Here is a 22,070-nt window from a genome sequence, read left to right on the forward strand (position 1 = left end):
TCACACTAACAGTGCGACGGCGAAAAACAGCAGGGGGATAAACCCGGCGTCGCGGTTAGAGCGGAACAGTTTGACCAGCTTGCCACTGTCGTCAGCATCAAAATGGCGGAGCTGCCAGAGCATGTGCCAGCCCATTGCACAGGCTCCTGCAAGGGCGATGAGCATTGCGAAGGGGCCGCTTGCACTGCTTAGCATAGCACCAATCACGGCAAGGCCCAAAAGCGAGACGGTCGCAGCCATAAAGCGGCTCAGCCACATGGGGCTCTGGCTCCCAAACAGACGCGCCGTTGATTTGATCCCGATGAGCGCGTCATCTTCCGTATCCTGGTGGGCATAAATTGTGTCGTAGAACAATGTCCACGCGATCCCCGCTGCATAAAGGTAAAGCGCAGGGGCCTCTAGAGCACCACGGTGGGCCGTCCAAGCCAGAAGTGCGCCCCAGTTAAATGCCAACCCGAGGAAGACCTGGGGCCACCATGTGAACCGTTTGGCAAACGGGTAGATGGCCACAGGCACAAGCGCCAAGACACCCAGCCAAACCGCCGCTGTGTTAAATGTCAGCAGGATGCAAAACGCAATAAGCGCTTGAATACACATCCAGATTGCGGCCTGTGACGCGGTCACTTGCCCTGATGGAATGGGGCGTGAGCGTGTACGCTCTACCGCACCGTCAAAGTCGCGGTCGCTGATGTCGTTCCATGTGCAGCCAGCCCCCCGCATCAGCCATGCCCCTGCGGCGCTGCCCACAAAGATCCAGAGGTCATGCCATGTGACAAGGCGGTCGTGCAGCATGGCAAGCAAGAGGCCCCACCAGCACGGTATGAGCAGAAGCCATGTGCCGATGGGGCGATCGGCGCGAGACAGTCGCAGGTAGGGGCGCGTGGCGGCAGGCGCGTAGCGGTCGACCCAGTTGCCTTGTACTGCATCGGCGACTTGTCCGTTCTGCTCTGGCGTATTCTTTTCGCTGCTCATATGTTTTGGCCCATGACAGATGTGAAAATCAGATTGTTTGTAGATCACCCGCTGGGGGCGGGGCAATCGCTCGTGCTGGATAAAGCGCAGGCGCACTACCTTTTTGGCGTTATGCGCCAACAGATAGGGGCGCATCTTGCTGTTTTTAATGGCAAAGATGGCGAATGGCTGGCTGAAGTGACCGAGGCGGGAAAACGCGGTGGCAGTTTGCGCTGTGTCGATCTGCGCGGTCCGCAGGTCAATCCGCCTGATCTCTGGCTCCTATTTGCGCCGATCAAAAAGGCGCGTACCGATTTTATTGTGGAGAAAGCGGCCGAAATGGGCGCGGCGCGGATTGTGCCTGTTCAGACCGATTTCACCAATGCGGAGCGGATCCGGCAAGACCGGTTGCAAGCCCATGCTCTGGAAGCTGCAGAGCAATGCGGTGGAACTTTTGTTCCTGAAGTCAGTGACTTAACCAAGCTTTCAGCACTTCTTGCCAGCTGGCCAGAGGGGCGCAAGCTGATGTTTTGCGACGAAGGCATCGCAGGGCAGGCCGATGCGCAGGCCTTGCTGAAGGCCGTAGGCGCAGGGCCATGGGCGGTGCTTATCGGGCCTGAGGGGGGCTTCTCTGCGGCCGAGCGCGCTCGGCTCCATGCGGCGGCTTTTGCGCAGCCTGTCAGCCTTGGGCCGCGCATTCTGCGCGCGGATACGGCGGCTGTGGCTGCGCTCACGGTCTGGCAGCAGGCGCTGGGAGACTGGACATGAGCTTTGTGAGACCCGAAGTTGAGAAAATACTGAGCAAATACAAAGAAGTATTGCTTGCGGCGCTTTTTCTGGCGCTCGGGGCTTACTGGGTTTTGGCGGGGCGTGGCTTGCTGCCGTGGCTGGGGGCGATTGTTGTCGCTGTGTCGGGGCTTTTGCTGTTTTCCTTTCTGCAACGGGCGTGGTTTGCGCGCGGCGAGGGCGGGCGCGGGGTTGTTGAGGTGGTCGAAGGCCAGATCAGCTACTTCGCACCAGAGAACGGTGGCATGGTTGCTGTGCGCGAGCTTTCAGAGCTGGTCTATGATGCGCGGCCCAACCCGCCTGTCTGGGTGCTCAAGCAAGCGGGGCTGCCCGAACTTGTTATTCCTGCCAATGCCAAAGGCGCAGCTGCGCTGTTTGACGCTTTTGCCGCTCTTCCGGGGCTGTCGAGCGACCGGTTGTTGACGGCGCAACGCGGCGCGGCGGATCACGCGCGCGTTATTTGGCGCAAAGATGCGCTGGTGCGCATTGACACGCCGCGCCCGCGGCTGCACTCCTAACGCCTCACGCGAACATATCGGAGCTTACATATGTCTATTCCTCAGTCCGGCGGCGGCCCGATCGAACATTACGCGCAATTGGCCGAATATATGGCCAAGGGCTGCAAACCAAAGAGCGAATGGCGCATTGGCACCGAGCACGAGAAGTTTGGCTACTGTAAGGATACATTGTTACCCATTCCTTACGAGGGTGAGCGTTCGGTGCGTGCCGTGCTGGAAGGCTTGCAGCAAAAGCACGGTTGGCAGCCTGTGTTTGAAGGCGACAATATCGTTGGATTGCAGAAGGATGGGGCCAATGTGAGCCTTGAACCAGGGGGGCAGCTGGAGCTTTCGGGTGCGCCTTTGGAAAACATCCACCAGACATGTGACGAGGTGAACATCCACCTCAAGGAAGTGAAAGACATCGCCGATGCCGTTGGCGTGGGCTTTATCGGGCTTGGGGCTGCGCCCATCTGGACTCATGAGCAAATGCCGCTCATGCCCAAGGGCCGCTACACTCTGATGAACGACTACATGCAAAAAGTCGGCACGATGGGGCGCGATATGATGCGGCGCACCTGTACGGTTCAGGTGAACCTTGATTTCGCCTCCGAGGCCGACATGGTGCAGAAAATGCGCGCCGCGATTGCGCTACAGCCTGTTGCCACGGCGCTCTTTGCCAACTCGCCGTTTTTTGAGGGCAAGCCCAATGGCCACAAGAGCTGGCGCAGCCGCGTCTGGCGTGATCTTGATGCGGCGCGCACGGGCATGGTGCCGTTTGTGTTTGAAGAGGGCTTCGGCTTTGAGCGCTGGGTGGAATATGCGCTCGACGTGCCGATGTATTTTGTCTACCGCGATGGTAAGTATATCAATGCGTTAGGCCAGTCTTTCCGTGATTTCCTCAAGGGTGAGCTGCCCGCGATGCCTGGCGAAATGCCCACGTTGAGCGACTGGGCTGACCACCTGACAACGCTGTTTCCCGAGGCGCGGATCAAGCAATATATGGAGATGCGCGGGGCCGATGGTGGCCCGTGGCGCAGGCTCTGTGCGCTGCCTGCTTTCTGGGTCGGCCTTATGTATGATCAAGGCGCTCTGGATGCTGCACTTGAGCTGACAAAAGGCTGGGATGTAGAGACGCGTGAGGCGCTGCGTGTTGCCGCGTCTGAGCAGGGTTTGCAGGCTGAAACCCATGGCGTCAAAATGTATGATCTGGCCCGCGAAGTTGTGGCGCTTTCCGAGGCGGGACTGAAGGCGCGTGCGCAAGAGGGCGCGGGCGGGATGATTCCAGATGAAACCCATTTCCTGAGTGCTTTGAAGGAATCTCTGGAAAGCGGAGAAGTGCCTGCAGACGAGCTTTTGCGCCGCTACAAGAGCGATTGGGGTGGTGATGTGAGCCGCATTTATGCGGATTACTCCTACTAGCGTACGCTTGGGTTAACGGCTTTTGGCCACCCGAAACAGGGGGGTGACATGCGTGCACAGCGCGTGCACCCCCCGTGCACCGCCTAAATTTTTTTGGCGTTAACCATAAATTAATGAATGTACCGCACGATGGGGTGGTAACGAGTAAATAGGCCGCGCAGTTTTGTGCGGCCTTTGTTTCATCCGGGGTGGGGTTTTGGTTATTTCTTGCCGAACTTCGGTTCGGTGCCTGCGCGCAAACGGTCGATGTTGGCGCGATGCGTGAAGAAGACAAGCACGGTAAGCGCGATGCCGAGCAGCAAGAGGGGCTGGGCACCAAGCACAGCCATCCAGACGGTTGAGGCGCTGGCAGCGGCGACGGCCGCAAGAGACGAGATCCGCCAGATCGCAAAGACCGCGAGCCATGTGGCGCAACAGGCCAGACCCACAGGGAAGCTCAGCGCCAGCAGCAAACCAAAGAACGTGGCCACGCCTTTGCCCCCCTTGAAGGCGAGCCAGACAGGGAAGCAATGGCCCAGAAAGGCTGCAAGCCCTGCAAGCTGGGCGGCGTCTTCGCCCGCCATGCTGCGCGCCAGAAGCACAACGACAGCGGCTTTGCCCCCATCCAAGAGCAGGGTCAGCGCGGCGGCGGTCTTGTTGCCTGTGCGCAAAACATTGGTTGCGCCGATATTGCCCGAGCCGATGGCGCGCACATCGCCCAAGTTCATCACACGGCTGATGAGCAGGCCGAACGGCACGGAGCCGAAAAGGTAGCCCAGAAGCGCCCAGAGCGCGAGCAGGGCGGCGGAGTGTTCTATCAGGGGCATCAACCGAAGACCTTTTTGCCAGCAACGTACGTGGCGTGCACTTTACCTTGCATGCGGTGCCCGTCAAAGGGCGTGTTTTTGGACTTTGACAACAGTGTTGCGCGGTCGAGCACGAAAGGCTTGTCGGGGTCAAAGAGCATGAGATCGGCGGGCGCACCTTTGCAGAGGCGGCCAGCGGCAAGGCCGAGGCGCTTGGCCGGATTGAGCGAGAGCGCGCGGCAAAGCTGGGGTAGGCTCATGCCGCCCGCATGGACAAGGCGCATGGCTGCGGGCAGCAATGTCTCCAGAGCAACAGCGCCAGACGCGGCCTCTTCAAAGGGCAGGCGCTTGCTCTCTTCGTCTTGGGGCGTGTGCATGGAGCTGATCGTGTCGATCAGGCCAGAGGCGACGGCCTCGACGGTGGCGAGGCGGTCATCTTCGGAGCGCAAAGGCGGCTTGAGCTTGAAGAAGCTGCGGTAGTCGGCCACGTCAAGCTCGTTGAGTGTGAGGTGGTGGATGGATGTGCCTGCGGTGATATCCAGACCGTTGCGCTTGGCGCGCTCAAGAGCGGGCAGGGCGCGGGCCGTTGTGATCTGGTCGGCGTGGTAGCGCGCGCCTGTCATTTCAAGCAGCGCGATATCGCGATCAAGGCCCATGCGCTCGGCCATGGGGGTTACAGAGGGCAGGCCGCGCAAGGTGGCAAACTTGCCCGAGGTGACGGCTGCACCTGCCGAGAGTATCGGCTCTTGCGGGTGGGCGATGACCAGCGCGCCAAGAGAGCGCGCGTAGGTGAGCGCGCGCTGGAATACTTTGGTGTTGGTGATCACGGCGTCACAGTCAGAAAAGCCGACAGCCCCGGCATCCATCAGAAAGCCGATTTCTGTCATTTCCTTGCCCTCGCGCCCCTTGGTGAGCGCAGCGAGAGGCAGGACATTGACGGCGCTGTCTTCATTGGCGCGGCGCTTCACGAACTCCAGCGCCTCGGGTGTGTCGATGGCGGGGGAGGTGTCGGGGCGGATGGCCATGGTCGTGACGCCCCCCGCAGCCGCGGCGCGCGCGGCGGAAGCGTAGCTCTCTTTGTGGCGCTCGCCCGGCTCACCGACCTTGACGCCGATATCAACGATCCCCGGCGCAAGGCAGAGGCCTGCGCAGTCAACCTTGGTGTCGGCCTGTGGCGCCTCGCCCTGGCCTGTGGCGGCGATGATACCTTTGTCGACAAGCAGCCAGCCTGTGTGCTCGGTCTGGGCCTCGGGGTCGATCAGGCGGGCGTTGGTGAAAAGGGTTTTCATATCTCACTCCTTGCGCTCAGGGCGGCGTCGCGGGCGGCGATGATTTTTGCGGCCCCTGCGGCGGGGTCGGCTTGGTATTTGATCAGGTATTTATCGCCTGACTGTGTGATGACTTGCAGGGCCGAAAAGAGCGTTTTCGCATCTGCGACATCTCCCAGCGGGATCACGCGGTCGTCGGGGCCGATGAGCTTGGTCGCGCTCAGCTTCCAGACCATGCCGAGCTGTTCGCTCATGGCGTAGGCACCGCGCGCGCCGATGGCGAGAACCGAGCCGACAACGCCTGTCCACGGGTGCGGGTTGCCGACGTAGAACAAAATGCCCGACAAGAGCAGCGAGCCGATGGCAGCCAGCATGATGTGCTCACGGATATAGGTGCTGCGGGCGGGGGGGAAGGTGGCGATGATGCTGCTCATGGGGTGGCCTCTAGCGGATCGGCGATCTGGCCCATCAGCTTTGTGCGGGCGGTGTCAATTTCGTGCTCAACGCTGCGCGGCTGGGCGAGGTACTTCATGACGAAGGCCTGACGCGTCTCAAGATCAATGCGCAGGCTGCGCCAGAGCACGCGGTGGGTGGCGTGGATATCGCTGAGGTTGACCGAGGCGTTGAGCTCGGCGCGCTCGCTGTTTTCATAGATCAGGCGGAGCGAGGTCAGGTGCCAGACATCGCCACGGTGGCGCAGCCAGTTGGTGTGATCGTCAAAGACGACAAAGGCCAGCAGCGTGAAGATGGCCGCAAGCGCCAGAAAGAGGCCCATGGCGCTGAGCATCGTCAGCGACTCACTCTGAAAGACAAGCGCTGCGTTTGTCACCGAGAGGGGCGAGAGCACGAGCGAGGACAAAAGCCCCAGCAGCACGGCGCGCTTGATAAACGTCCAGAGGTCGGGCTGATAGGTGCCAAGGAAGGCCTCGTCATCCAGCAGCGTTGTCACAGGGGCGGGCAGCTCTGGCTTAGACATAGGTGCCGCTCGCGGCGCGCGCGCGCTGGTTGCGCGCCAGCAAGTCCATCGCGGCCATGCGGACAGCCACGCCCATTTCGACCTGTTCCTGAATGACCGAGCGGGTGACATCATCGGCGATGTCGCCATCAATCTCGACACCGCGGTTCATGGGGCCGGGGTGCATGACGATGGCGTCAGGCTTGGCGTGCGCAAGCTTTTCGGCTGTCAGCCCGAAGCGGTGGTAATACTCGCGCTCAGACGGGATAAAGCCGCCGTCCATGCGCTCTTTCTGGAGGCGCAGCATCATGACAACGTCAACGCCCTCAAGGCCTTCGCGCATATCATCAAAGACCTCGACGCCGAACTCACTGATCTGGCTGGGCATGAGCGTGGGCGGCCCGATGAGGCGGACGCGGTTTTCCATTTTGCCCAGCAGCATGATGTTGGAGCGGGCCACGCGGGAGTGGGCAATATCGCCACAAATGGCCACGCTGAGGCGGTGCAGGCGGCCCTTGGCGCGGCGGATTGTCAGCGCATCAAGCAAGGCTTGCGTGGGGTGCTCGTGGCGGCCATCGCCCGCGTTGAGCACGGCGCAATTGACTTTTTGTGCGAGCAGATCAACCGCGCCTGAGTTGGGGTGGCGCACCACAAGCAGGTCGGGGTGCATGGCGTTGAGCGACAGGGCCGTATCAACGAGCGTTTCGCCCTTTTTGATCGAGCTTGCGCCCATGGCCATGTTCATGACATCGGCCCCCAGGCGCTTGCCCGCCAGCTCGAAGCTGGCCTGCGTGCGGGTGGAGTTCTCAAAGAACATGTTGATCTGGGTGAGGCCTGCAAGCGCATCGGAGTGCTTGTTGGCCGAGCGGTTGAGCGCGACATATTGGTCGGCCAGATCCAGAAGTTCGGTGATATCTGTTTGGGAGAGTTGTTCGATCCCCAGAAGGTGACGATGTGCAAAGCTCATTGGCGCAGCTCCTCTCAAAACTGGAGCGGTTATAGGGCGTGGCTGGCGTGCGTGCAATCCGTCATTCCTTGTTTTGGCCGCGCGCAGGATGCGCTAGGGTCGCCACATGGAATCGGCACAACAATATTGGGCGGCGCGCGCTGCGCTTGACTGGCAGGTGGAGCTGGGCGTGGATGAAGCGCTGAGCGAAACGCCTGTGAACCGCTTTGAACTGGTCGACAAGCCCAAGCCAAAGCCCGTGGCAGAGCCCAACCCGCACGTGCAGAATGTGCATATCGAGGCGATCAAGGCTGACCCAGTGGCCGAAGCCAGCGCGGCGGCCACTGCGGCACAAAGCCTTGAAGAGCTGCGTGCAGCGCTTGAGCGCTTTGAGCATTGCGAGCTGAAGCGCGGAGCGCGCAACCTTGTGTTTGGCGAGGGTGCGGCGGGTGCGCGTGTTATGGTGATCGGTGAGGCCCCCGACCGTGAGGGCGACCGCGAGGGCAAGCCATTTGTCGGGCAGGCCGCTTCGCTTTTGGGCAAGATGCTGGGCGCAATCGGGCTGAGCCTTGAAGACAGCGTCTACGCCACAACGGTTATGCCGTGGCGGCTTTTGAACCAGTCGGGCCCGACACCTGAAGAAGTGGCCATGATGCGCCCCTTCATGGCGCGGCATGTGGCGCTGGCCAAGCCCGAGATTGTGATACTGATGGGGAATATCTCTTGCGATGCCGCGCTGGGGGCGCGCGGGATCACGCGGCTGCGCGGCACTTGGGGCGAGGCTTACGGCGTGCCTGCGATGCCGATGTTTCCGCCTGAGACGCTGCTGCGCCAGCCGCAGCTGAAGCGGGAGGCGTGGGCCGATTTGTTAGAGATCAAAGCGAGGCTGACATGAGCAAGATTGACGAGAGCCGCGAGTTTATTCCTGTGCGCATTGCTGTGCTGACGGTGAGTGACACGCGCGCCGCAGACGAAGACCGCTCGGGCGATGTGCTTGTGGGCCGTCTCACCGAGGCGGGCCATGTGCTGGCCGCCCGCAAGATCATCCGCGATGAGCGCGGCGAGATCGCGGAGCAGCTGCGCGACTGGGTCGCCTCTGGCGAGGTCGATGTGATTATCTCCACAGGTGGCACAGGCCTGACGGGGCGCGATGTGACCGTTGAGGCGCATCGGGATGTTTACGAAAAAGAGATCGATGCCTTTGGCACGCTTTTTACCATGATCAGCTTTGGCAAGATCGGCACCAGCGCTGTGCAGAGCCGCGCTACGGCGGGTGTGGCGGGGGGCTGCTATCTCTTTGCGCTGCCGGGAAGCCCCGGCGCCTGCAAGGACGGCTGGGACGATATCTTGAAGTGGCAGCTCGATTACCGCCACCGCCCCTGCAACTTTGTCGAGATCATGCCCCGTTTGGAAGAACACAAGCGCCGCAAATGAGCGATATGTTCGAGCCCATAGGGCCGCAGCCCGAGGTTGTTGCCGAGCGGGTCGCGGCGCTTATGGTGCGCGATACACAGGGGCGCTTTCTCTGCCAGCTGCGCGATGATCTGCCCCATGTGGCGGGGGCCGGGCTCTGGAGCTTTTTTGGTGGCCGTGTTGAAGCGGGCGAGAGCCTGCGCGCCGCAGCGGTGCGCGAGTTTGCCGAGGAAACGGGTATTGCGCTGCATGAGGCCGAGCTGCGGCCACGTGCCATATTGGCTTCGAGTGTAAAGCCTGATTGGCTGATCCATATCTTTGAGGTGGCGCGACGCATTGCCCCAAGCGAGGTTTGTCTTGGTGAAGGTGCAGGCTTTGCGCTGCTGACTGAGTCACAGATAAAAGACTTTGAGTTTATCACGACATATGAACAGTTTTTTGAAAAGATTTTCGACGGAAAGGCGCCTGTGGCGCGTATAGACTAGGACGAGCCCTGTCTTGTGGGGCTTTCAGGCATGTCAAAAGGAAGAATATGCGGTTTTTGCAGCGTGGATTGACGGGTCTTTTTATTCTGGCGGCGACACTGGGCCTCTTGGCTTACGGCGCGATTTTGGTGCGCGGGGCGGTGCAAGACCGTATGAGCCGCGAGGCGCGTGTGCCGCAAGCTCAGGAGCGGGTGTTCTCGGTCAATGCCGAGCGTGTGAAGGCTGAAACGATCACCCCTGTGATCACGGCTTACGGCGAGGTGCAGAGCCTGCGCACGCTTGAGATCCGGCCTGCTGTCAGTGGCACAGTTGTGAGGATGAGCGAGAATTTTGTGGAAGGCGGGCGCTTTGCCAAGGGTGAAGTGATGCTCCAGATTGATGAAGCCGATGCGCGCGCGGCCTTTGAGCGGGCCGAGACCGATGTTTTGGACGGCGAAGCCGAAGCCCGCGATGCGGCACGCGCGCTGGAGCTGGCACGCGACGAGCTGGTGAACGCCGAAGAACAGGTTGCGCTGCGGGTGCGGGCCTTGGGCCGGCAGGAAGACCTGAAGGCGCGCGGCGTAGGCACGGATGCCTCGGTGGAGGCCGCCGAGATTGCGGCGAGCACGGCCAAGGCGGCAGTGCTGACCCGCAGGCAGGCTTTGGCGCAGGCCGAAGCGCGGCTTGATAGCTCGGCCACACGGCTTGCGCGGGCGCGCATCCAGCTCAGCGAAAGCGAGCGCCGCTTGGCAGAAACCGAAATCACCGCGCGCTTTGATGGTGTGCTCTCCAGCGTGAGCGCTGTTGAGGGGCGGCTTGTGAGCACGGGCGAACGCCTTGGAGAGCTTGTGGATGCCGAGGCGTTGGAAGTGGCGTTTCGCCTTTCGACGCAAGATTATGCGCGGCTGCTGGACGATGCGGGCGGCTTGAAGCAGGCCGAGCTGACAGCTGTGCTTGACGACTTCGGGATCGACCTGTCTGCCACGGGGCGGTTGAGCCGCGCGGGGGCGGCCAATGACACGGGCGAAACAGGGCGCGCTCTGTTTGCAAAGCTTGAGGGCGCGGGCGGGTTCAAGCCGGGTGACTTTGTCACTGTGCGCATCAGCGAAAGCCCGATCGAGGCTGTGGCGCTTGTGCCTGCCACGGCGCTTGGCACGGGCAACACCGTGCTTGTGATCAATGAGGACAACCGCCTTGAAAGCGTGGTGGTAGAGCTTTTGCGCCGACAGGGCGACAGCGTGATCATTCGCGCGGCGGCACTTGACGGGCAGCTCATCGTTTCAAAGCGCACACCGCTTTTGGGCGCTGGTATCAGTGTCACGCCTGTAGAGGCAGGGGCTGTGGCAGCCCCACCTGCCGCGCCAGAGCTGATCGAGCTGAGCGAGGAGCGCCGCGCCAAGCTGGTGGCCGCTGTTGAGGCCAACAGCTTCATGCCCAAAGATGTGCAGGAGCGGCTTTTGACGCAGCTCAAAGAACCTAAAGTATCGGTAAAAATGGTTGAGCGGATCGAAAGCCGCATGGGGGGCTAAGCCATGCGCGATGTGGGCCTTGTCGGCGGGATCATCTCGTATTTCACGCGCCATCGCACGGTGGCCAACCTGCTTTTGGTCAGCCTTATTGTGGCGGGGCTTGTGGCTTTTCCGCGAATGCGGGCGCAGTTTTTTCCGGATGTGATTGTCGACAATGTCTCTGTCTCGGTGGTCTGGGATGGTGCGGGCGCGGAAGATGTGGATTCTGGCATTGTGCAGGTGCTTGAGCCTGCGCTTTTGACTGTTGAGGGGGTTGCGGAGGCCTTTTCAACCTCGCGTGAGGGTGTTGCGCGGATTGATCTGGACTTTGAACCCGGCTGGGACATGGCGCGCGCAGCCGATGATGTGCAGGCGGCGGTGGATTTTGTCACGCTGTTGCCTGACGAGGCCGAGGAGCCAAAGGTGGAGCGCGGTGTCTGGCGCGACCGTGTGACCGATGTGGTGATCACGGGGCCTGTGGGCGCCGAGCAGCTTGCGCGCTTTGCCGATGAATTTGTTGCGCGGCTCTTTCAAGAAGGGGTGACACGCACCAATATCAGAGGCGTGTCTGGCCAGAAGACCAACATCGTTGTCGCCACGCGCGACCTGATCAAACATGACATCACCTTTGCCCAGATTGCCGCGGCCATTGCCGAGGAGGTCAAGGCAGACCCTGCCGGCAATGTGACAGGTGCCAACGCGCGTGTGCGCACAGGCATCGAAAAGCGCAGCCCCGAGCAGCTGGCGGCGATTGTGCTCAAGGCGCTGGATGACGGCTCAAAGCTGACGGTGGGCGATGTGGCGCAGATCGAGGTGGAAGGCGCGTTGCGCGGCGAGACCTATTATGTGGGCGAGAACCCTGCGATTTCGATCCGGGTCGACCGTTCGGCCAGTGGCGACGCGATCGGGATTCAGCGCAGTGTGGAGGATGTGGCCGCGAAGCTGGAGGCCACGTTGCCGCCTGATGTGTCGATTGACCTTATTCGCACCCGTGCCGAAGCCATTACGGGGCGGCTTGATATCTTGCTGGACAACGGGCTGATGGGCCTCGGGCTTGTTGTTGCGCTGCTGTTTCTGTTTCTCAATGCGCGCACGGCGTTTTGGGTGGCTGCGGGGATTCCTGTGGCCATGTTGGCTGCTGTTGCCCTGATGTTTGCCTGGGGGCTGACGATCAATATGATCTCGCTCTTTGCGCTCATCATCACACTGGGCATTGTCGTGGATGATGCGATTGTTGTGGGGGAACACGCGGATGCGCGGCTGCGCAAATATGGCGAGGGGCCTGTGGAGGCAGCTGAAAATGCGGCCAAGCGTATGGCGATGCCGGTGTTTTCAGCCACGCTCACCACGGTGATTGCCTTTTTCGCGCTGACCTTTGTCGAGGGGCGCTTTGGCGATCTGATTTCGGACATTCCTTTTACCGTCGTCGTGGTTTTGCTGGCGAGCCTTGTGGAGTGTTTTCTTATTCTGCCCAACCACATGGCGCATTCGCTCAAGCACGCGTTTGAGACGCATTGGTATGACATGCCAAGCCGCTATGTGAACCGCGGCTTTGAGCATATTCGCGAGCGCTATTTCCGCCCGCTCATGGGCTGGGTTGTCAAGCTGCGTTACCCTGTGTTTGCCGCCGTTGTGCTGGTTCTGGCGGGGCAGGTGGCGCTGTTTGTGCGGGGTGATGTGCAGTGGCGCTTTTTCAACGCGCCTGAGCGGTCGTCGATCTCGGGCAACTTTGCCATGGTGCCCGGCTCAAGCCGTGAAGACACCTTTGAGGTGATGCGGCTTTTGCAAAAGACCGTGGACGAGATGGGGGCCGAATATGAAGAAAAGCACGGCGCGAACCCGATAGATTATGTGCTGGCGCAAGTGGGGGGCAACACATGGCCGCCGCTGGCGGGCGCTGACACAAAAGAGCCTGACGAGCTTGGCGCGGTTGCGATCGAGCTGATTGATGCAGATTTGCGGCCCTATTCGAGCTTTGCCTTTTTGGCCGAGCTGCAAGACCGCCTGCCCACCCACCCGCTTTTGGAAACCGTGAGCTTTCGTGGCTGGCGCTCGGGGCCGGGGGGCAGCGCGCTGGATGTGCAGTTCTTTGGTGCGGATGCGGCCACGCTGAAGGCGGCCAGCGAGGCGCTGAAAGAGGCTGTGGCGCAATATCCCGAAGTGAGCGGCGTGGAAGACGACCTTGCGTATGACAAAGACGAGTTTGTGCTCGATCTCAATGCGCGCGGCCAAGCGCTTGGCTTTACCATCGACGGGGTCGGACGCGAGCTGCGCCACCGCCTCAGCGGGCTTGAGGCCGCGACCTATCCTGACGGTGCGCGCTCTGCCGAGATCCGCGTAGAGCTGCCCGAGGACGAGGTGACGGCTGACTTTATCTACCGCACCCAGCTGCGCGCGCCGAGCGGGCAGTATACTGCGCTGAGCGATATTGTGAGCGTGCGCGAGCAAGCGGGCTTCTCGACCATCCGCCGCGAAAACGGGCTGCGCACTGTATCGGTGACTGGGGATATCTCGGAAGATGACGCCGCACGCGCTGCCGAGATTGTGAGTGCCTTGGACGCCACGATCTTGCCTGACATTGCCGCACGCTTTCAGGTGGAGTGGCGCTTGGCGGGCCTGTCCGAGCAGGAAAACGACTTTCTCAACGACGCTTTGACAGGGTTTATTCTCTGTCTTGTCGGCATCTATCTTGTGCTGGCGTGGGTGTTTGCCAGCTGGACGCGGCCAGCGGTTGTGATGGCGATCATTCCTTTTGGTCTTGTCGGGACAATCTACGGCCACGCGGCGTGGGAGGTGCCTTTGAGCATGTTCACGGTTGTGGGGCTGTTGGGCATGACAGGGATTATCATCAACGACAGCATCGTTCTGATCACCACGATTGACGACTACGCCGAAGAGCGCGGGCTGATCCCCTCGATCATTGACGGGGCGGTTGACCGCTTGCGGCCTGTGCTCTTGACCACGCTCACAACCGTCTTGGGCCTTGCGCCGCTTTTGTATGAGACCAGCCAACAGGCGCAGTTTCTCAAACCCACGGTGATTACACTGGTTTACGGGCTTGGCTTCGGCATGGTGCTTGTTTTGCTGGTTGTGCCTTCGCTCATGGCGATGCAGGCGGATTTCAGTAAGCAGATCAGGAGCTTGCGCCGTGCTCTCTCGGCGCGCGGTGCGCGTGGGGTTCAGGCCCCTGTGGCTGTTGGCGCGGGGCTGGTCGGGCTGTGGTTTGTGCTCTCGCTGGGCTGGTTTGCGGCCTTTGGCGGGCTCTCGCCTCTGCTTGCACCCGTGTTCGGCGTAAGCACGGCACTGGGGGCGCTCGGGCTGTTTGTCTTTGGCAGCGCGCTGATTGTTGCGGGGGTTGCTGCTGTGGGCGTTACAGCCTTGATCAGGGCGCGTCAGTCGCAGCCTTGAATATCAACGCCAGCCTGTGAGCCGATCAGCGTAAAGCGCAGGCCCGAGCGGTTGAGCGCGAAGCTTTTGCTCACAGCATGGACCAGCTCTGTTGTGAGCGTAACGGTTTTCCCCTGTCGGCTCACTTGCGGGTCGGTGGCCCAGATCAGCGGATCGCCTGTTTCAACGGCAGCTTCTTCCGGTGCGCCAAGCGCTGGCGCATCGGCTGAGACCGTGAGCACGAGGCCGCGTGTGCCTACTTTTGTGGTGCAGCGAATGTTGTGAGCCGTTTCTTGTGGCACGCGTGCCAGTGCTGTCTGGATGTCTGCAACATCGGCGCGGCTGTCTGCTGCAATGGTCTCGCTGAGCTTGAGTTGCACCGGCACGCAGATGTCTTTGCACACCCCGATATCCAGCGTTGCGTTCAGGCGGATGGGCTTGCCCGCGCGGTTGGGGCTTAGCGCCATCGGGAGAACGAGGCGGTCATGGTAGACGATCGAGCGCATTCCGTTTGAGGCGTAGACCTCGGGGAGCGGCCAGTGAAACGTGACGTCCTCAAGGTTGCGCGAGCCTTCCCAACCGAGCTGTGGCGGGATGCCTGCATCACCGGGCGCGCGCCAATAGGTGTGCCAGCCCTCGGCCAGTGTGATTTCAACGGCGGCCATGCGCGTGCCGTCAGGCTCGGCCCAGCCATGCAAGATGCGGGTTTCGGCTTTGTCGGCGTAGGGGTTGGCCAGCGCTGGAAGCGCAAGCGCAAGGAGCGCGGCTGTGAGGGCGGTGAGATGTTTCATGGCTCCACAGATGCGCCAAGCAGGCTGAAACGACAACTCACAATGCGGAGAGAAAGATTTCCGAAATACCCGAGGCCGCGCCCTTGTGGTGGGGTGTGGGGCTTGGCTAAGGTGGCTGTGCGGCAAGCGAAAGGTGGGGCGATGAGTGATGTAAGCGATCTGACAGGCCAGCTTCTGATCGCGATGCCTGATATCGGCGATCCGCGCTTTGAGCGCGCTGTGATCCTTATTTGTGAACATTCAAAAGAGGGCACAATGGGGCTGATCCTCAACAAACCGTCTGAAGAGATTTCTTTTGTCGAGCTGACCCGACAGCTCAACCTTGGCAGCCCGGAGGTGGAGCAGCCTGTGCACTTTGGTGGCCCTGTCGAGATGGGGCGGGGGTTTGTTCTCCATTCGGGGGAGTATGTTTCGGGTCTGTCGAGCCACCTTGTGCTGGAGGATGTGCGCCTGAGTGCTTCGCTTGATGTGCTCGAGGACATGGCTCAGGGCACCGGGCCGCGCGCGGCCCTTTTGATGCTGGGCTATACGGGCTGGGGCGCGGGGCAGCTTGAAGGCGAGATCTTGGCCAACGGCTGGCTGAGCACCCCTGCGGATGCGGGTTTTGTCTTTCAGGGCGGGGGCGAAGCCATGTGGAGCGCGGCGCTCAAGCGGCTGGGGGTTGACCCTTTGTTGCTCTCGGCCACAGCCGGGCGGGCCTAGCGCGGCGCGGCGGCGCGCTTGAGGCGGTCATTGATGGCAATGCCAACACCGGTTTCAGGCACAGGCGAGACCGCGATTTTGCTGGCGGTTTCGTCAAGCCGGCGCAGCATGGTGAAGAGGTTGGCGGCTGCTTCGCGCAGATCGCCTGCGGGCGAGAGGTTGAGCTCTGCGCCTGCGACAGCGCCAAAGCCGAGCAGTGCCTCGCCTGTTTCGGTGGCCGTTGCGTTGAGGCGCAGCGCGGCGTCGGGCGCATAGTGAGAGGCGAGCTGACCTGGAGCGGTGATGGCGGCTGGGGTCGTGGCTTCGGCCAGCGGCGCGCCAAGGGCTGCGGCGAGCATATCGGCGGTGATGGAGCCGTGGCGCAAAAGCGTTGGCGCGCCTGTGAGGCTGACGATGGTGCTTTCCAGCCCGATCTCGGCTGCGCCGCCATCGAGCACGGCGCTGACTTTGCCGTTGAGGCCTTGAAGGACGTGGGCGGCTGTTGTGGGGCTGATCTTGCCTGACGGGTTGGCCGAAGGCGCTGCGACGGGGCCATCAAACTCTGTGAGCAAGGCCTGCGCCACAGGGTGCGCTGGGCAGCGGATGGCGAGGCTCTCAAGGCCAGCTGTCACAAGCGAGGCGATGCCGTGGCCGCGCCGCAGCGGCAGAACCAGCGTAAGCGGGCCAGGCCAGAAGGCGGCGGCGAGGCGCTCGGCGGCTTTGGGCCAGTCAACATAGCGCTTGGCCGCGTCGGGCGTTGCAACGTGGACAATCAGCGGGTTGAAGCTGGGGCGGCCCTTGGCGGCGTAGATCGCGGCCACAGCCTCGCTGAGGCGCGCATCGGCTCCGAGGCCATAGACTGTCTCGGTGGGCAGGGCGACAAGCTGCCCTTTGCCCAAACGCGCGGCGGCGTCGGCTATGCCTGCCGGGGTTGCGGGCAAAAGATGGGTTTCTGTTGAGGTCATGACGCCGCGTTATTGAGGAACTGGAATTAAAATGCTTGTAGGTTGTGTGAGCAATTTTGCCAAGCGACCCGTTGGATCCCGTGAGGAGAATTTTATGAGCTTTCGCGCCCCTGTGACTGACTACCAATATATTATGCGCCATGTTGTTGGATATGGCCAAGTGAGTGCGACAGAGCGCTTTGAAGAGGCCAGTGACGAGCTTTGCACAGCTGTTCTGACGGAAGCGGCACGCATGTGTGACGACGTGCTCTACCCGCTACAGCGCAATGGCGACACAGACCCTGCACGGCTGGAAAACGGGGTGGTGCGCACCTCGAAGGGCTTTGGCGAAGGTTATAAAGCGATCCGCGAGGGCGGCTGGGTGTCGGTGGCGGCTGACCCCGAGTTTGGCGGCATGGGCTTGCCTATGACGGTGACAACGGCTGTCAACGAGATGATGAGCGCGGCGTGTTTGAGCCTTCAGCTCAACCCGCTCATGACGCAGGGCCAGATCGAGGCGCTGGAGCATCATGCGAGCGAAGAGATAAAGGCGCTTTACTTGCCAAAGCTCGTTTCGGGCGAATGGTGCGGCACGATGAACCTGACCGAGGCGCAAGCGGGCAGCGACGTGGGTGCGCTGACCAGCAAGGCCGAGGACAATGGCGACGGCACATATGCCGTGACGGGCCAGAAGATTTATATCAGCTGGGGCGACAATGATTTTAGCGAGAATGTCTGCCATCTCGTATTGGCGCGCCTGCCTGATGCGCCTGCGGGCACAAAAGGGATCAGCCTGTTTCTGGTGCCCAAGTTTATCCCTGATGCCGAGGGCAACCCGGGTGTGGCCAACACGCTGAATGTGGTGAGCCTTGAGCATAAGCTGGGCCTGCACGGCAGCCCCACCGCCGTGATGCAATATGACGGTGCCACGGGTTGGATGATTGGCGAGAAAAACGCAGGGCTGGCAGCGATGTTTACCATGATGAACAACGCGCGCCTTGGCGTGGGCTGTCAGGGGATCGGTGCGGGCGAAGGCGCTTACCAAAAGGCGCTGGCCTATGCGCAGGAGCGCAAGCAAGGGCGTACGGCTGTTGCCGGTGGCACCGGGGCGATCATTGATCATGCCGATGTACGACGGATGCTGGCGACGATGCGTGCCGAGCTGTTTGCTGCGCGCTCTATTGCGCTGGCCAATGCGGTGGCGATTGATATGGGCCACGCGACAGGCGAGGCCGACTGGGCCGCGCGGGCTGCGTTTTTGACACCTATCACCAAGGCCTTCGGTACAGACACCGGCATTAAAGTGGCTGATATTGGTGTTCAGGTTCATGGCGGTATGGGCTTTGTCGAGGAGACGGGGGCCGCGCAATATTCGCGCGATGTGCGCGTCACAGCGATCTATGAAGGCACCAACGGTATCCAGTCGATGGACCTTGTGGGGCGCAAGCTGATGGATGGGGGCGAAGCCGCTCACACGCTGATTGACGAGATGCAGAGCTTTGCCGAAGAGGCGCGCACCACACGCCCCCGTATGGCAGGGCTGCTCTGGGAGGCCACCGAGACGTTGCGCGAGGCGACTGAATGGATGGTGGCCCAAACAGATATGAGCGCGCGTTTTGCGGGGTCGGTTCCGTTTCTGGCGGCCTATGCGCGCGTGCTGGGAGGCTATTTCCACCTGCGTGCGGCTGTGGCCGAGGGCGAAGACGGCCCGCGCACAAAGCTTGCGCGCTTCTATATCAACCGCTTGTTGCCCGAGCATAAAGCGCTTTTGAGCCATGCCACACAGGGCGCTGACGATCTTTTTGCGCTGACAGCCGATGATCTGGCTGTGGCATGAGAGACGAGATGCAAGGCTTGAGGTATCCATGGCCTGACACGCCCGAGCCGGGCGGCTGGGTCGAGGTCGCCGAAGGCGTGCTCTGGATCAGGCTGCCGCTGCCGATGGTGCTGGACCATGTCAATGTCTATGCACTGGATGAGGGCGACAGCTGGACGCTTGTGGACACGGGCTTTCACACCAAACGCTCGGTGGCGATGTGGGAAGACCTGCTGAAGACAGCGCTTGGCGGCAAGCCTGTGAGCCGTGTGATTCTGACCCATCATCACCCCGATCATATCGGGATGGCGGGGTGGTTTATGGCGCGTGGTGCGAGCCTTTGGGCCTCGCGCACGGCTTGGCTTTTGTCGCGGATGCTGATTCTGGATGAGGAAGCCACGCCAACGCCTCAGGCCGAGGCCTTTTGGCGCCAAGCTGGCATGGATGCGGATATACTCGCCAAGCGCCTGAGTGAGCGGCCCTATAACTTTTCGGATGTGTGCGCACCCATTCCTGTGGGCTACACGCGGCTGAAAGACGGGGATGTGCTCACAGCAGGGGGGCGCAGCTGGGATGTGATGGAGGGCAACGGCCATGCGCCCGAGCACCTGACATTCTGGAGCCGCGACGACAGCCTTGTCTTGTCGGGCGATCAGATCATTTGTTCGATCAGCCCCAACATTGGCGTCTACCCGACCGAGCCCGAGGCTGACCCTGTGGGCGAGTGGATTGCCTCATGCGAGAAGTTCTCAGCCATCGCGCGCGAAGATCATATTGTGCTGGCGGGCCACAAGCGGCCCTTTACGGGGCTGCCCTTTCGTATGCGCCAGTTGCGCGACAACCATGTACACGGGCTTGACCGTCTGGCGGACTATCTCGGCACGCCCAAGACAGCGGTTGAGTGTTTTCCTGTGCTCTTCAAACGAAAAATTGACCAAGGCACTTACGGATTGGCCCTTGTGGAAGCTGTCGCACACCTTAATCATTTGTTGCGAGAGGGCCGCGTGACGCGTGAGCTGAACGAACATGGTGCGTGGCTTTGGCGCAGTAAGGGGTAGGACATGAGTGACCAGATTTTGACATCGGCGGAAGCATTGGAAGCGGAGGCCCTGCCAAAACGCTATGATGCCCACTGCACACCCCAGAGTAAGGCAGGCGAAACGCGCCAAGTGCCCCCCAAGGCCGTGACAAAGAAACCCGCCGCCCAGAAAAGCCCTGCCGAGTGGGCGCATGAGCGTCTGATTTTGTATATCCAGAACTTTGAAGAACAGCTCGACAACGAACACGAGGTGGCCATGGGCTTTACCGGCGGTGACGCCGGCGTCCTGCGGATCGAGGGGATGGGCTTTTTTGATCCTGATATGGTGACCTTTTATGGCGAAGACGCCAGCGGCGCCAAGACACAGCTGGTGCAGCATGTGAGCCAGCTCAATGTGATGCTGCGCGCCTTGCCCAAAGAAGTGCCCGCGCAAGCGCCCAACCGCATCGGCTTTCGTCTGGCCAAAGCGCTGGAAGACGGCGAAGCCTGAGGGCGGGTTGCGGCCCCATGCAAAAGTGACGCGGCGACGCGGCAATATAGTGACAGGCGCTGGCAAATACAGTATCCAGCCAAAAACGCGAACTTAGGAGACAATGATGAGCGACCATAAACACGGTGAAATGGACACATCCGAGCACGAAGCAATGTTTGGTGGATTTATGACCTTTATCTCGCGCTCGGTTGTTGTGATCGTGGGCATTCTGATCTTTGCTTACATGGTCAACGGCTAAGCACGTGCGCGCTTTTTACAAGGTTTTCATGGCGCTGGTTGTTGCGCTGACGGTCTCAGCTTGCGCCAAAGAGGCGCGGTGGTCGTCGGATGAAGAGCTTGCAAAAGTGCAATACCGTGCCGAAGGGCCAGCCAAGCTGACGCTCTTCACCATGATCAACAACCGCTCGGGCGCAGGCGCGCATACCTCGCTGATGATCAATGCGAGTCAGCGTGTGATCTGGGATCCTGCAGGGACGTTCTATCACCCTGCAATCCCGGAGCGGAACGATGTGCTTTTCGGCATCAGCCCGCGTGTGGCTGATGTCTATACGCGCTATCATGCGCGCGAGACATTCCATGTCGTTGTGCAAGAGATCGACGTGGCCCCGGCCGTTGCCGAGCAAGCGCTCAGGCTGGCTTTGGCCAAGGGCAACGTGGGTGATGCGCAATGCGCGCTCTCAACCTCCGGCATCCTGAGCCAGCTTCCCGGCTTTGAGAGCATCAGCATTGGCTGGTACCCCAAGAAACTGGCTGAGCAGTTTGGCGCTTTGCCCGGTGTCACAGAGCGCAGGCTCTATGAATATGACAACGCCGATCTGCGCGCCTATGATCCGTCGCTCGTAAAGATCAATTAACCCAGCAAATACAGAGCCAGATACAATGTGGCCGCACCTGCCGTGATCGAGATGATCACCGAGCGGAACCATAGACCTGCGGCCAGCGTGACAAAGGCGGCCAGCCCGCGTGGCAGATCAAAGCTGCCTCCCGTTGCGGCGGGCCATGCCACCATGGGCGCGATCAGCGCAGGGAGCACAGCGACAGCCGTATAGCGCAGGTGGCGCAAGAGCCACTCGGGCAGCGGCCTGTCGCCGACAAAACCCAAGAAGGCAAAGCGCAACAGAAAGCTGCCTGCGGCAAGCCCTGCGATGGTATACCAAAGTTCGGGGCGCTCGATCATGTCATCATCCCCCGTTTCTTGAGGATCAACTCGGCTTGCGCGCCCACAATCATCCCGAAAGTGGCGGCGATCATCAGGCCCAAGTTGTAAGGAACCCATGTGAGGCTGAGTGCTGCAAGGCTTGCGACAAGCGCGGCTGCAAGATGTGCAGGGGTGCGCATCATCGGGGCGATGAGGGCCAGAAAGGTGATGGGCACGGCAAAGTCGAGCGCGGCACTTTCAGGGATGCTCTCGCCGATCAGCGCGCCAGCAAGGGTCATCAGATACCACATCGGGATGACGGGGAGACAGCAGGCGAAGAAATAGGTCATACGCTCTTTGAGCGTCCAGCTGGCGTTGCGCTCATAGGCGGCAACCGAGCAGGCGTAGGACTGATCAACCGTGAGGTAGGCCACCAGCGCGCGCTGCCAGAGTGGCGCGGCCCCAAGGTAGGGCGTGAGCGAGGCCGAATACATGGCCATACGCAGGTTGACAGCAAGGCCTGACAAAAGCGCAATCACCGCGGGCGCGTTCTCGTTGAGAAGCTGCAATGTGGTGAACTGGGCTGCGCCTGCAATGACGGCGACAGAGAAGAGCAACGTTTCGGCAATGCTGAGGCCCGATTCTGTTGCGACCACGCCAAAGACGATGGCAAAGGGCGAGACAACAAGAATGAACGGCGCCGCGTCGCGTATCCCCTGTTTTAGGGGTGATTTTGGAGTGGTTGCGCGCATGTCTTGCCCCTACATTGGTGCCAATGGGCTAGCG

Annotated in this window: 24 protein-coding genes; 14 read left to right on the forward strand and 10 right to left on the reverse strand. The window is 61.1% G+C overall.

Going from position 1 to position 22,070, the window contains the following annotated elements; genetic code table 11:
- The gene (gene ubiA, locus ACTG3X_RS03430) at window positions 1–972 is read right to left on the reverse strand and encodes a 4-hydroxybenzoate octaprenyltransferase (RefSeq protein WP_439109834.1); all 972 of its coding nucleotides are present in this window, start codon (window positions 970–972) and stop codon (window positions 1–3) included.
- 12 nt (window positions 973–984) lie between these two features.
- On the opposite strand from ubiA, the gene ACTG3X_RS03435 reads away from it, so the two are divergent.
- From ACTG3X_RS03435 to ACTG3X_RS03445, 3 genes are read left to right on the forward strand one after another with little or no spacing between them, the layout of a single operon-like run.
- Window positions 985–1,719 (forward strand): 16S rRNA (uracil(1498)-N(3))-methyltransferase, encoded by a 735-nt coding sequence (locus tag ACTG3X_RS03435; RefSeq protein WP_439109835.1) that lies wholly within the window; start codon window positions 985–987, stop codon window positions 1,717–1,719.
- Entirely contained in the window at window positions 1,716–2,255 is a 540-nt protein-coding gene (locus tag ACTG3X_RS03440) for a hypothetical protein (protein WP_439109836.1), read from the forward strand. The genes ACTG3X_RS03435 and ACTG3X_RS03440 overlap by 4 nt, the downstream gene beginning before the upstream one ends.
- A 30-nt stretch (window positions 2,256–2,285) precedes the next feature.
- A complete protein-coding gene (locus ACTG3X_RS03445) occupies window positions 2,286–3,656 on the forward strand; it encodes a glutamate--cysteine ligase (protein ID WP_439109837.1) in 1,371 nt (456 codons plus the stop codon).
- Between the two features lie 200 nt (window positions 3,657–3,856).
- Here the strand turns inward: ACTG3X_RS03445 and plsY are convergent, their stop codons facing one another.
- From plsY to ACTG3X_RS03470, 5 genes are read right to left on the reverse strand one after another with little or no spacing between them, the layout of a single operon-like run.
- Window positions 3,857–4,462: a glycerol-3-phosphate 1-O-acyltransferase PlsY gene (plsY, locus tag ACTG3X_RS03450; protein WP_439109838.1), complete on the reverse strand. Its 606-nt coding sequence runs from the start codon at window positions 4,460–4,462 to the stop codon at window positions 3,857–3,859.
- Window positions 4,462–5,730, reverse strand: a complete 1,269-nt coding sequence (gene pyrC, locus ACTG3X_RS03455) for a dihydroorotase (protein WP_439109839.1) — start codon at window positions 5,728–5,730, stop codon at window positions 4,462–4,464. The genes plsY and pyrC overlap by 1 nt, the downstream gene beginning before the upstream one ends.
- Complete coding sequence (locus ACTG3X_RS03460; protein ID WP_439109840.1) at window positions 5,727–6,143, reverse strand: hypothetical protein; 417 nt, start codon at window positions 6,141–6,143, stop codon at window positions 5,727–5,729. The genes pyrC and ACTG3X_RS03460 overlap by 4 nt, the downstream gene beginning before the upstream one ends.
- The gene (locus ACTG3X_RS03465) at window positions 6,140–6,685 is read right to left on the reverse strand and encodes a hypothetical protein (protein WP_439109841.1); all 546 of its coding nucleotides are present in this window, start codon (window positions 6,683–6,685) and stop codon (window positions 6,140–6,142) included. The genes ACTG3X_RS03460 and ACTG3X_RS03465 overlap by 4 nt, the downstream gene beginning before the upstream one ends.
- On the reverse strand, window positions 6,678–7,631 hold the full coding sequence (locus ACTG3X_RS03470; protein ID WP_439109842.1) for an aspartate carbamoyltransferase catalytic subunit: 954 nt from the start codon (window positions 7,629–7,631) through the stop codon (window positions 6,678–6,680). The genes ACTG3X_RS03465 and ACTG3X_RS03470 overlap by 8 nt, the downstream gene beginning before the upstream one ends.
- 106 nt (window positions 7,632–7,737) lie before the next feature.
- On the opposite strand from ACTG3X_RS03470, the gene ACTG3X_RS03475 reads away from it, so the two are divergent.
- From ACTG3X_RS03475 to ACTG3X_RS03495, 5 genes are read left to right on the forward strand one after another with little or no spacing between them, the layout of a single operon-like run.
- Window positions 7,738–8,505, forward strand: a complete 768-nt coding sequence (locus ACTG3X_RS03475) for a uracil-DNA glycosylase (RefSeq protein ID WP_439109843.1) — start codon at window positions 7,738–7,740, stop codon at window positions 8,503–8,505.
- A complete protein-coding gene (gene moaB / locus ACTG3X_RS03480; RefSeq protein ID WP_439109844.1) occupies window positions 8,502–9,044 on the forward strand; it encodes a molybdenum cofactor biosynthesis protein B in 543 nt (180 codons plus the stop codon). Before ACTG3X_RS03475 ends, moaB begins: the two co-directional genes overlap by 4 nt.
- Window positions 9,041–9,508 (forward strand): NUDIX domain-containing protein, encoded by a 468-nt coding sequence (locus ACTG3X_RS03485; protein ID WP_439109845.1) that lies wholly within the window; start codon window positions 9,041–9,043, stop codon window positions 9,506–9,508. The genes moaB and ACTG3X_RS03485 overlap by 4 nt, the downstream gene beginning before the upstream one ends.
- Window positions 9,509–9,555: 47 nt before the next feature.
- A complete protein-coding gene (locus ACTG3X_RS03490; RefSeq protein WP_439109846.1) occupies window positions 9,556–11,016 on the forward strand; it encodes an efflux RND transporter periplasmic adaptor subunit in 1,461 nt (486 codons plus the stop codon).
- A 3-nt stretch (window positions 11,017–11,019) separates the two neighbouring features.
- Complete coding sequence (locus ACTG3X_RS03495) at window positions 11,020–14,403, forward strand: efflux RND transporter permease subunit (RefSeq protein WP_439109847.1); 3,384 nt, start codon at window positions 11,020–11,022, stop codon at window positions 14,401–14,403.
- Here ACTG3X_RS03495 and ACTG3X_RS03500 read toward each other — a convergent pair.
- Window positions 14,388–15,173 carry a protein-disulfide reductase DsbD domain-containing protein gene (locus ACTG3X_RS03500; protein ID WP_439109848.1) on the reverse strand — a complete coding sequence of 262 codons (786 nt, stop codon included), beginning with the start codon at window positions 15,171–15,173 and terminating at the stop codon, window positions 14,388–14,390. The two genes, ACTG3X_RS03495 and ACTG3X_RS03500, sit on opposite strands and share 16 nt — an antisense overlap.
- Window positions 15,174–15,314: 141 nt before the next feature.
- Between ACTG3X_RS03500 and ACTG3X_RS03505 the strand changes: the two genes are divergently transcribed.
- Window positions 15,315–15,875: a YqgE/AlgH family protein gene (locus tag ACTG3X_RS03505; protein ID WP_439109849.1), complete on the forward strand. Its 561-nt coding sequence runs from the start codon at window positions 15,315–15,317 to the stop codon at window positions 15,873–15,875.
- Here ACTG3X_RS03505 and ACTG3X_RS03510 read toward each other — a convergent pair.
- Window positions 15,872–16,819, reverse strand: a complete 948-nt coding sequence (locus ACTG3X_RS03510) for an L-threonylcarbamoyladenylate synthase (protein WP_439109850.1) — start codon at window positions 16,817–16,819, stop codon at window positions 15,872–15,874. The genes ACTG3X_RS03505 and ACTG3X_RS03510 overlap by 4 nt on opposite strands.
- A 94-nt stretch (window positions 16,820–16,913) precedes the next feature.
- On the opposite strand from ACTG3X_RS03510, the gene ACTG3X_RS03515 reads away from it, so the two are divergent.
- From ACTG3X_RS03515 to ACTG3X_RS03535, 5 genes are all read left to right on the forward strand, one after another.
- A complete protein-coding gene (locus ACTG3X_RS03515) occupies window positions 16,914–18,635 on the forward strand; it encodes an acyl-CoA dehydrogenase (RefSeq protein ID WP_439109851.1) in 1,722 nt (573 codons plus the stop codon).
- Between the two features lie 8 nt (window positions 18,636–18,643).
- Complete coding sequence (locus ACTG3X_RS03520; protein WP_439109852.1) at window positions 18,644–19,672, forward strand: MBL fold metallo-hydrolase; 1,029 nt, start codon at window positions 18,644–18,646, stop codon at window positions 19,670–19,672.
- Window positions 19,673–19,675: 3 nt separating this feature from the next.
- Window positions 19,676–20,143 (forward strand): DUF6173 family protein, encoded by a 468-nt coding sequence (locus ACTG3X_RS03525; protein WP_439109853.1) that lies wholly within the window; start codon window positions 19,676–19,678, stop codon window positions 20,141–20,143.
- Between the two features lie 106 nt (window positions 20,144–20,249).
- Window positions 20,250–20,384, forward strand: a complete 135-nt coding sequence (locus ACTG3X_RS03530) for an aa3-type cytochrome c oxidase subunit IV (protein ID WP_439109854.1) — start codon at window positions 20,250–20,252, stop codon at window positions 20,382–20,384.
- 28 nt (window positions 20,385–20,412) lie between these two features.
- Window positions 20,413–21,000, forward strand: a complete 588-nt coding sequence (locus ACTG3X_RS03535; protein WP_439109855.1) for a hypothetical protein — start codon at window positions 20,413–20,415, stop codon at window positions 20,998–21,000.
- Here the strand turns inward: ACTG3X_RS03535 and ACTG3X_RS03540 are convergent.
- Both ACTG3X_RS03540 and ACTG3X_RS03545 read right to left on the reverse strand, forming a co-directional pair.
- Window positions 20,997–21,323, reverse strand: a complete 327-nt coding sequence (locus tag ACTG3X_RS03540) for an AzlD domain-containing protein (protein ID WP_439109856.1) — start codon at window positions 21,321–21,323, stop codon at window positions 20,997–20,999. The genes ACTG3X_RS03535 and ACTG3X_RS03540 overlap by 4 nt on opposite strands.
- Window positions 21,320–22,036, reverse strand: a complete 717-nt coding sequence (locus tag ACTG3X_RS03545; RefSeq protein ID WP_439109857.1) for an AzlC family ABC transporter permease — start codon at window positions 22,034–22,036, stop codon at window positions 21,320–21,322. The genes ACTG3X_RS03540 and ACTG3X_RS03545 overlap by 4 nt, the downstream gene beginning before the upstream one ends.
- Window positions 22,037–22,070 lie beyond the last annotated feature (34 nt).

The sequence above is a fragment of the Lentibacter sp. genome (assembly GCF_965658795.1).
Classification (GTDB): Bacteria; Pseudomonadota; Alphaproteobacteria; order Rhodobacterales; family Rhodobacteraceae; genus Lentibacter.

What these genes read in the sequence shown, in the direction of transcription:
- ubiA (WP_439109834.1), bottom strand. Translation starts at nt 972, where the DNA reads ATGAGCAGCGAAAAGAATACGCCAGAGCAGAACGGACAAGTCGCCGAT.
- ACTG3X_RS03435 (WP_439109835.1), top strand. Translation starts at nt 985, where the DNA reads ATGACAGATGTGAAAATCAGATTGTTTGTAGATCACCCGCTGGGGGCG.
- ACTG3X_RS03440 (WP_439109836.1), top strand. Translation starts at nt 1,716, where the DNA reads ATGAGCTTTGTGAGACCCGAAGTTGAGAAAATACTGAGCAAATACAAA.
- ACTG3X_RS03445 (WP_439109837.1), top strand. Translation starts at nt 2,286, where the DNA reads ATGTCTATTCCTCAGTCCGGCGGCGGCCCGATCGAACATTACGCGCAA.
- plsY (WP_439109838.1), bottom strand. Translation starts at nt 4,462, where the DNA reads ATGCCCCTGATAGAACACTCCGCCGCCCTGCTCGCGCTCTGGGCGCTT.
- pyrC (WP_439109839.1), bottom strand. Translation starts at nt 5,730, where the DNA reads ATGAAAACCCTTTTCACCAACGCCCGCCTGATCGACCCCGAGGCCCAG.
- ACTG3X_RS03460 (WP_439109840.1), bottom strand. Translation starts at nt 6,143, where the DNA reads ATGAGCAGCATCATCGCCACCTTCCCCCCCGCCCGCAGCACCTATATC.
- ACTG3X_RS03465 (WP_439109841.1), bottom strand. Translation starts at nt 6,685, where the DNA reads ATGTCTAAGCCAGAGCTGCCCGCCCCTGTGACAACGCTGCTGGATGAC.
- ACTG3X_RS03470 (WP_439109842.1), bottom strand. Translation starts at nt 7,631, where the DNA reads ATGAGCTTTGCACATCGTCACCTTCTGGGGATCGAACAACTCTCCCAA.
- ACTG3X_RS03475 (WP_439109843.1), top strand. Translation starts at nt 7,738, where the DNA reads ATGGAATCGGCACAACAATATTGGGCGGCGCGCGCTGCGCTTGACTGG.
- moaB (WP_439109844.1), top strand. Translation starts at nt 8,502, where the DNA reads ATGAGCAAGATTGACGAGAGCCGCGAGTTTATTCCTGTGCGCATTGCT.
- ACTG3X_RS03485 (WP_439109845.1), top strand. Translation starts at nt 9,041, where the DNA reads ATGAGCGATATGTTCGAGCCCATAGGGCCGCAGCCCGAGGTTGTTGCC.
- ACTG3X_RS03490 (WP_439109846.1), top strand. Translation starts at nt 9,556, where the DNA reads ATGCGGTTTTTGCAGCGTGGATTGACGGGTCTTTTTATTCTGGCGGCG.
- ACTG3X_RS03495 (WP_439109847.1), top strand. Translation starts at nt 11,020, where the DNA reads ATGCGCGATGTGGGCCTTGTCGGCGGGATCATCTCGTATTTCACGCGC.
- ACTG3X_RS03500 (WP_439109848.1), bottom strand. Translation starts at nt 15,173, where the DNA reads ATGAAACATCTCACCGCCCTCACAGCCGCGCTCCTTGCGCTTGCGCTT.
- ACTG3X_RS03505 (WP_439109849.1), top strand. Translation starts at nt 15,315, where the DNA reads ATGAGTGATGTAAGCGATCTGACAGGCCAGCTTCTGATCGCGATGCCT.
- ACTG3X_RS03510 (WP_439109850.1), bottom strand. Translation starts at nt 16,819, where the DNA reads ATGACCTCAACAGAAACCCATCTTTTGCCCGCAACCCCGGCAGGCATA.
- ACTG3X_RS03515 (WP_439109851.1), top strand. Translation starts at nt 16,914, where the DNA reads ATGAGCTTTCGCGCCCCTGTGACTGACTACCAATATATTATGCGCCAT.
- ACTG3X_RS03520 (WP_439109852.1), top strand. Translation starts at nt 18,644, where the DNA reads ATGCAAGGCTTGAGGTATCCATGGCCTGACACGCCCGAGCCGGGCGGC.
- ACTG3X_RS03525 (WP_439109853.1), top strand. Translation starts at nt 19,676, where the DNA reads ATGAGTGACCAGATTTTGACATCGGCGGAAGCATTGGAAGCGGAGGCC.
- ACTG3X_RS03530 (WP_439109854.1), top strand. Translation starts at nt 20,250, where the DNA reads ATGAGCGACCATAAACACGGTGAAATGGACACATCCGAGCACGAAGCA.
- ACTG3X_RS03535 (WP_439109855.1), top strand. Translation starts at nt 20,413, where the DNA reads ATGGCGCTGGTTGTTGCGCTGACGGTCTCAGCTTGCGCCAAAGAGGCG.
- ACTG3X_RS03540 (WP_439109856.1), bottom strand. Translation starts at nt 21,323, where the DNA reads ATGATCGAGCGCCCCGAACTTTGGTATACCATCGCAGGGCTTGCCGCA.
- ACTG3X_RS03545 (WP_439109857.1), bottom strand. Translation starts at nt 22,036, where the DNA reads ATGCGCGCAACCACTCCAAAATCACCCCTAAAACAGGGGATACGCGAC.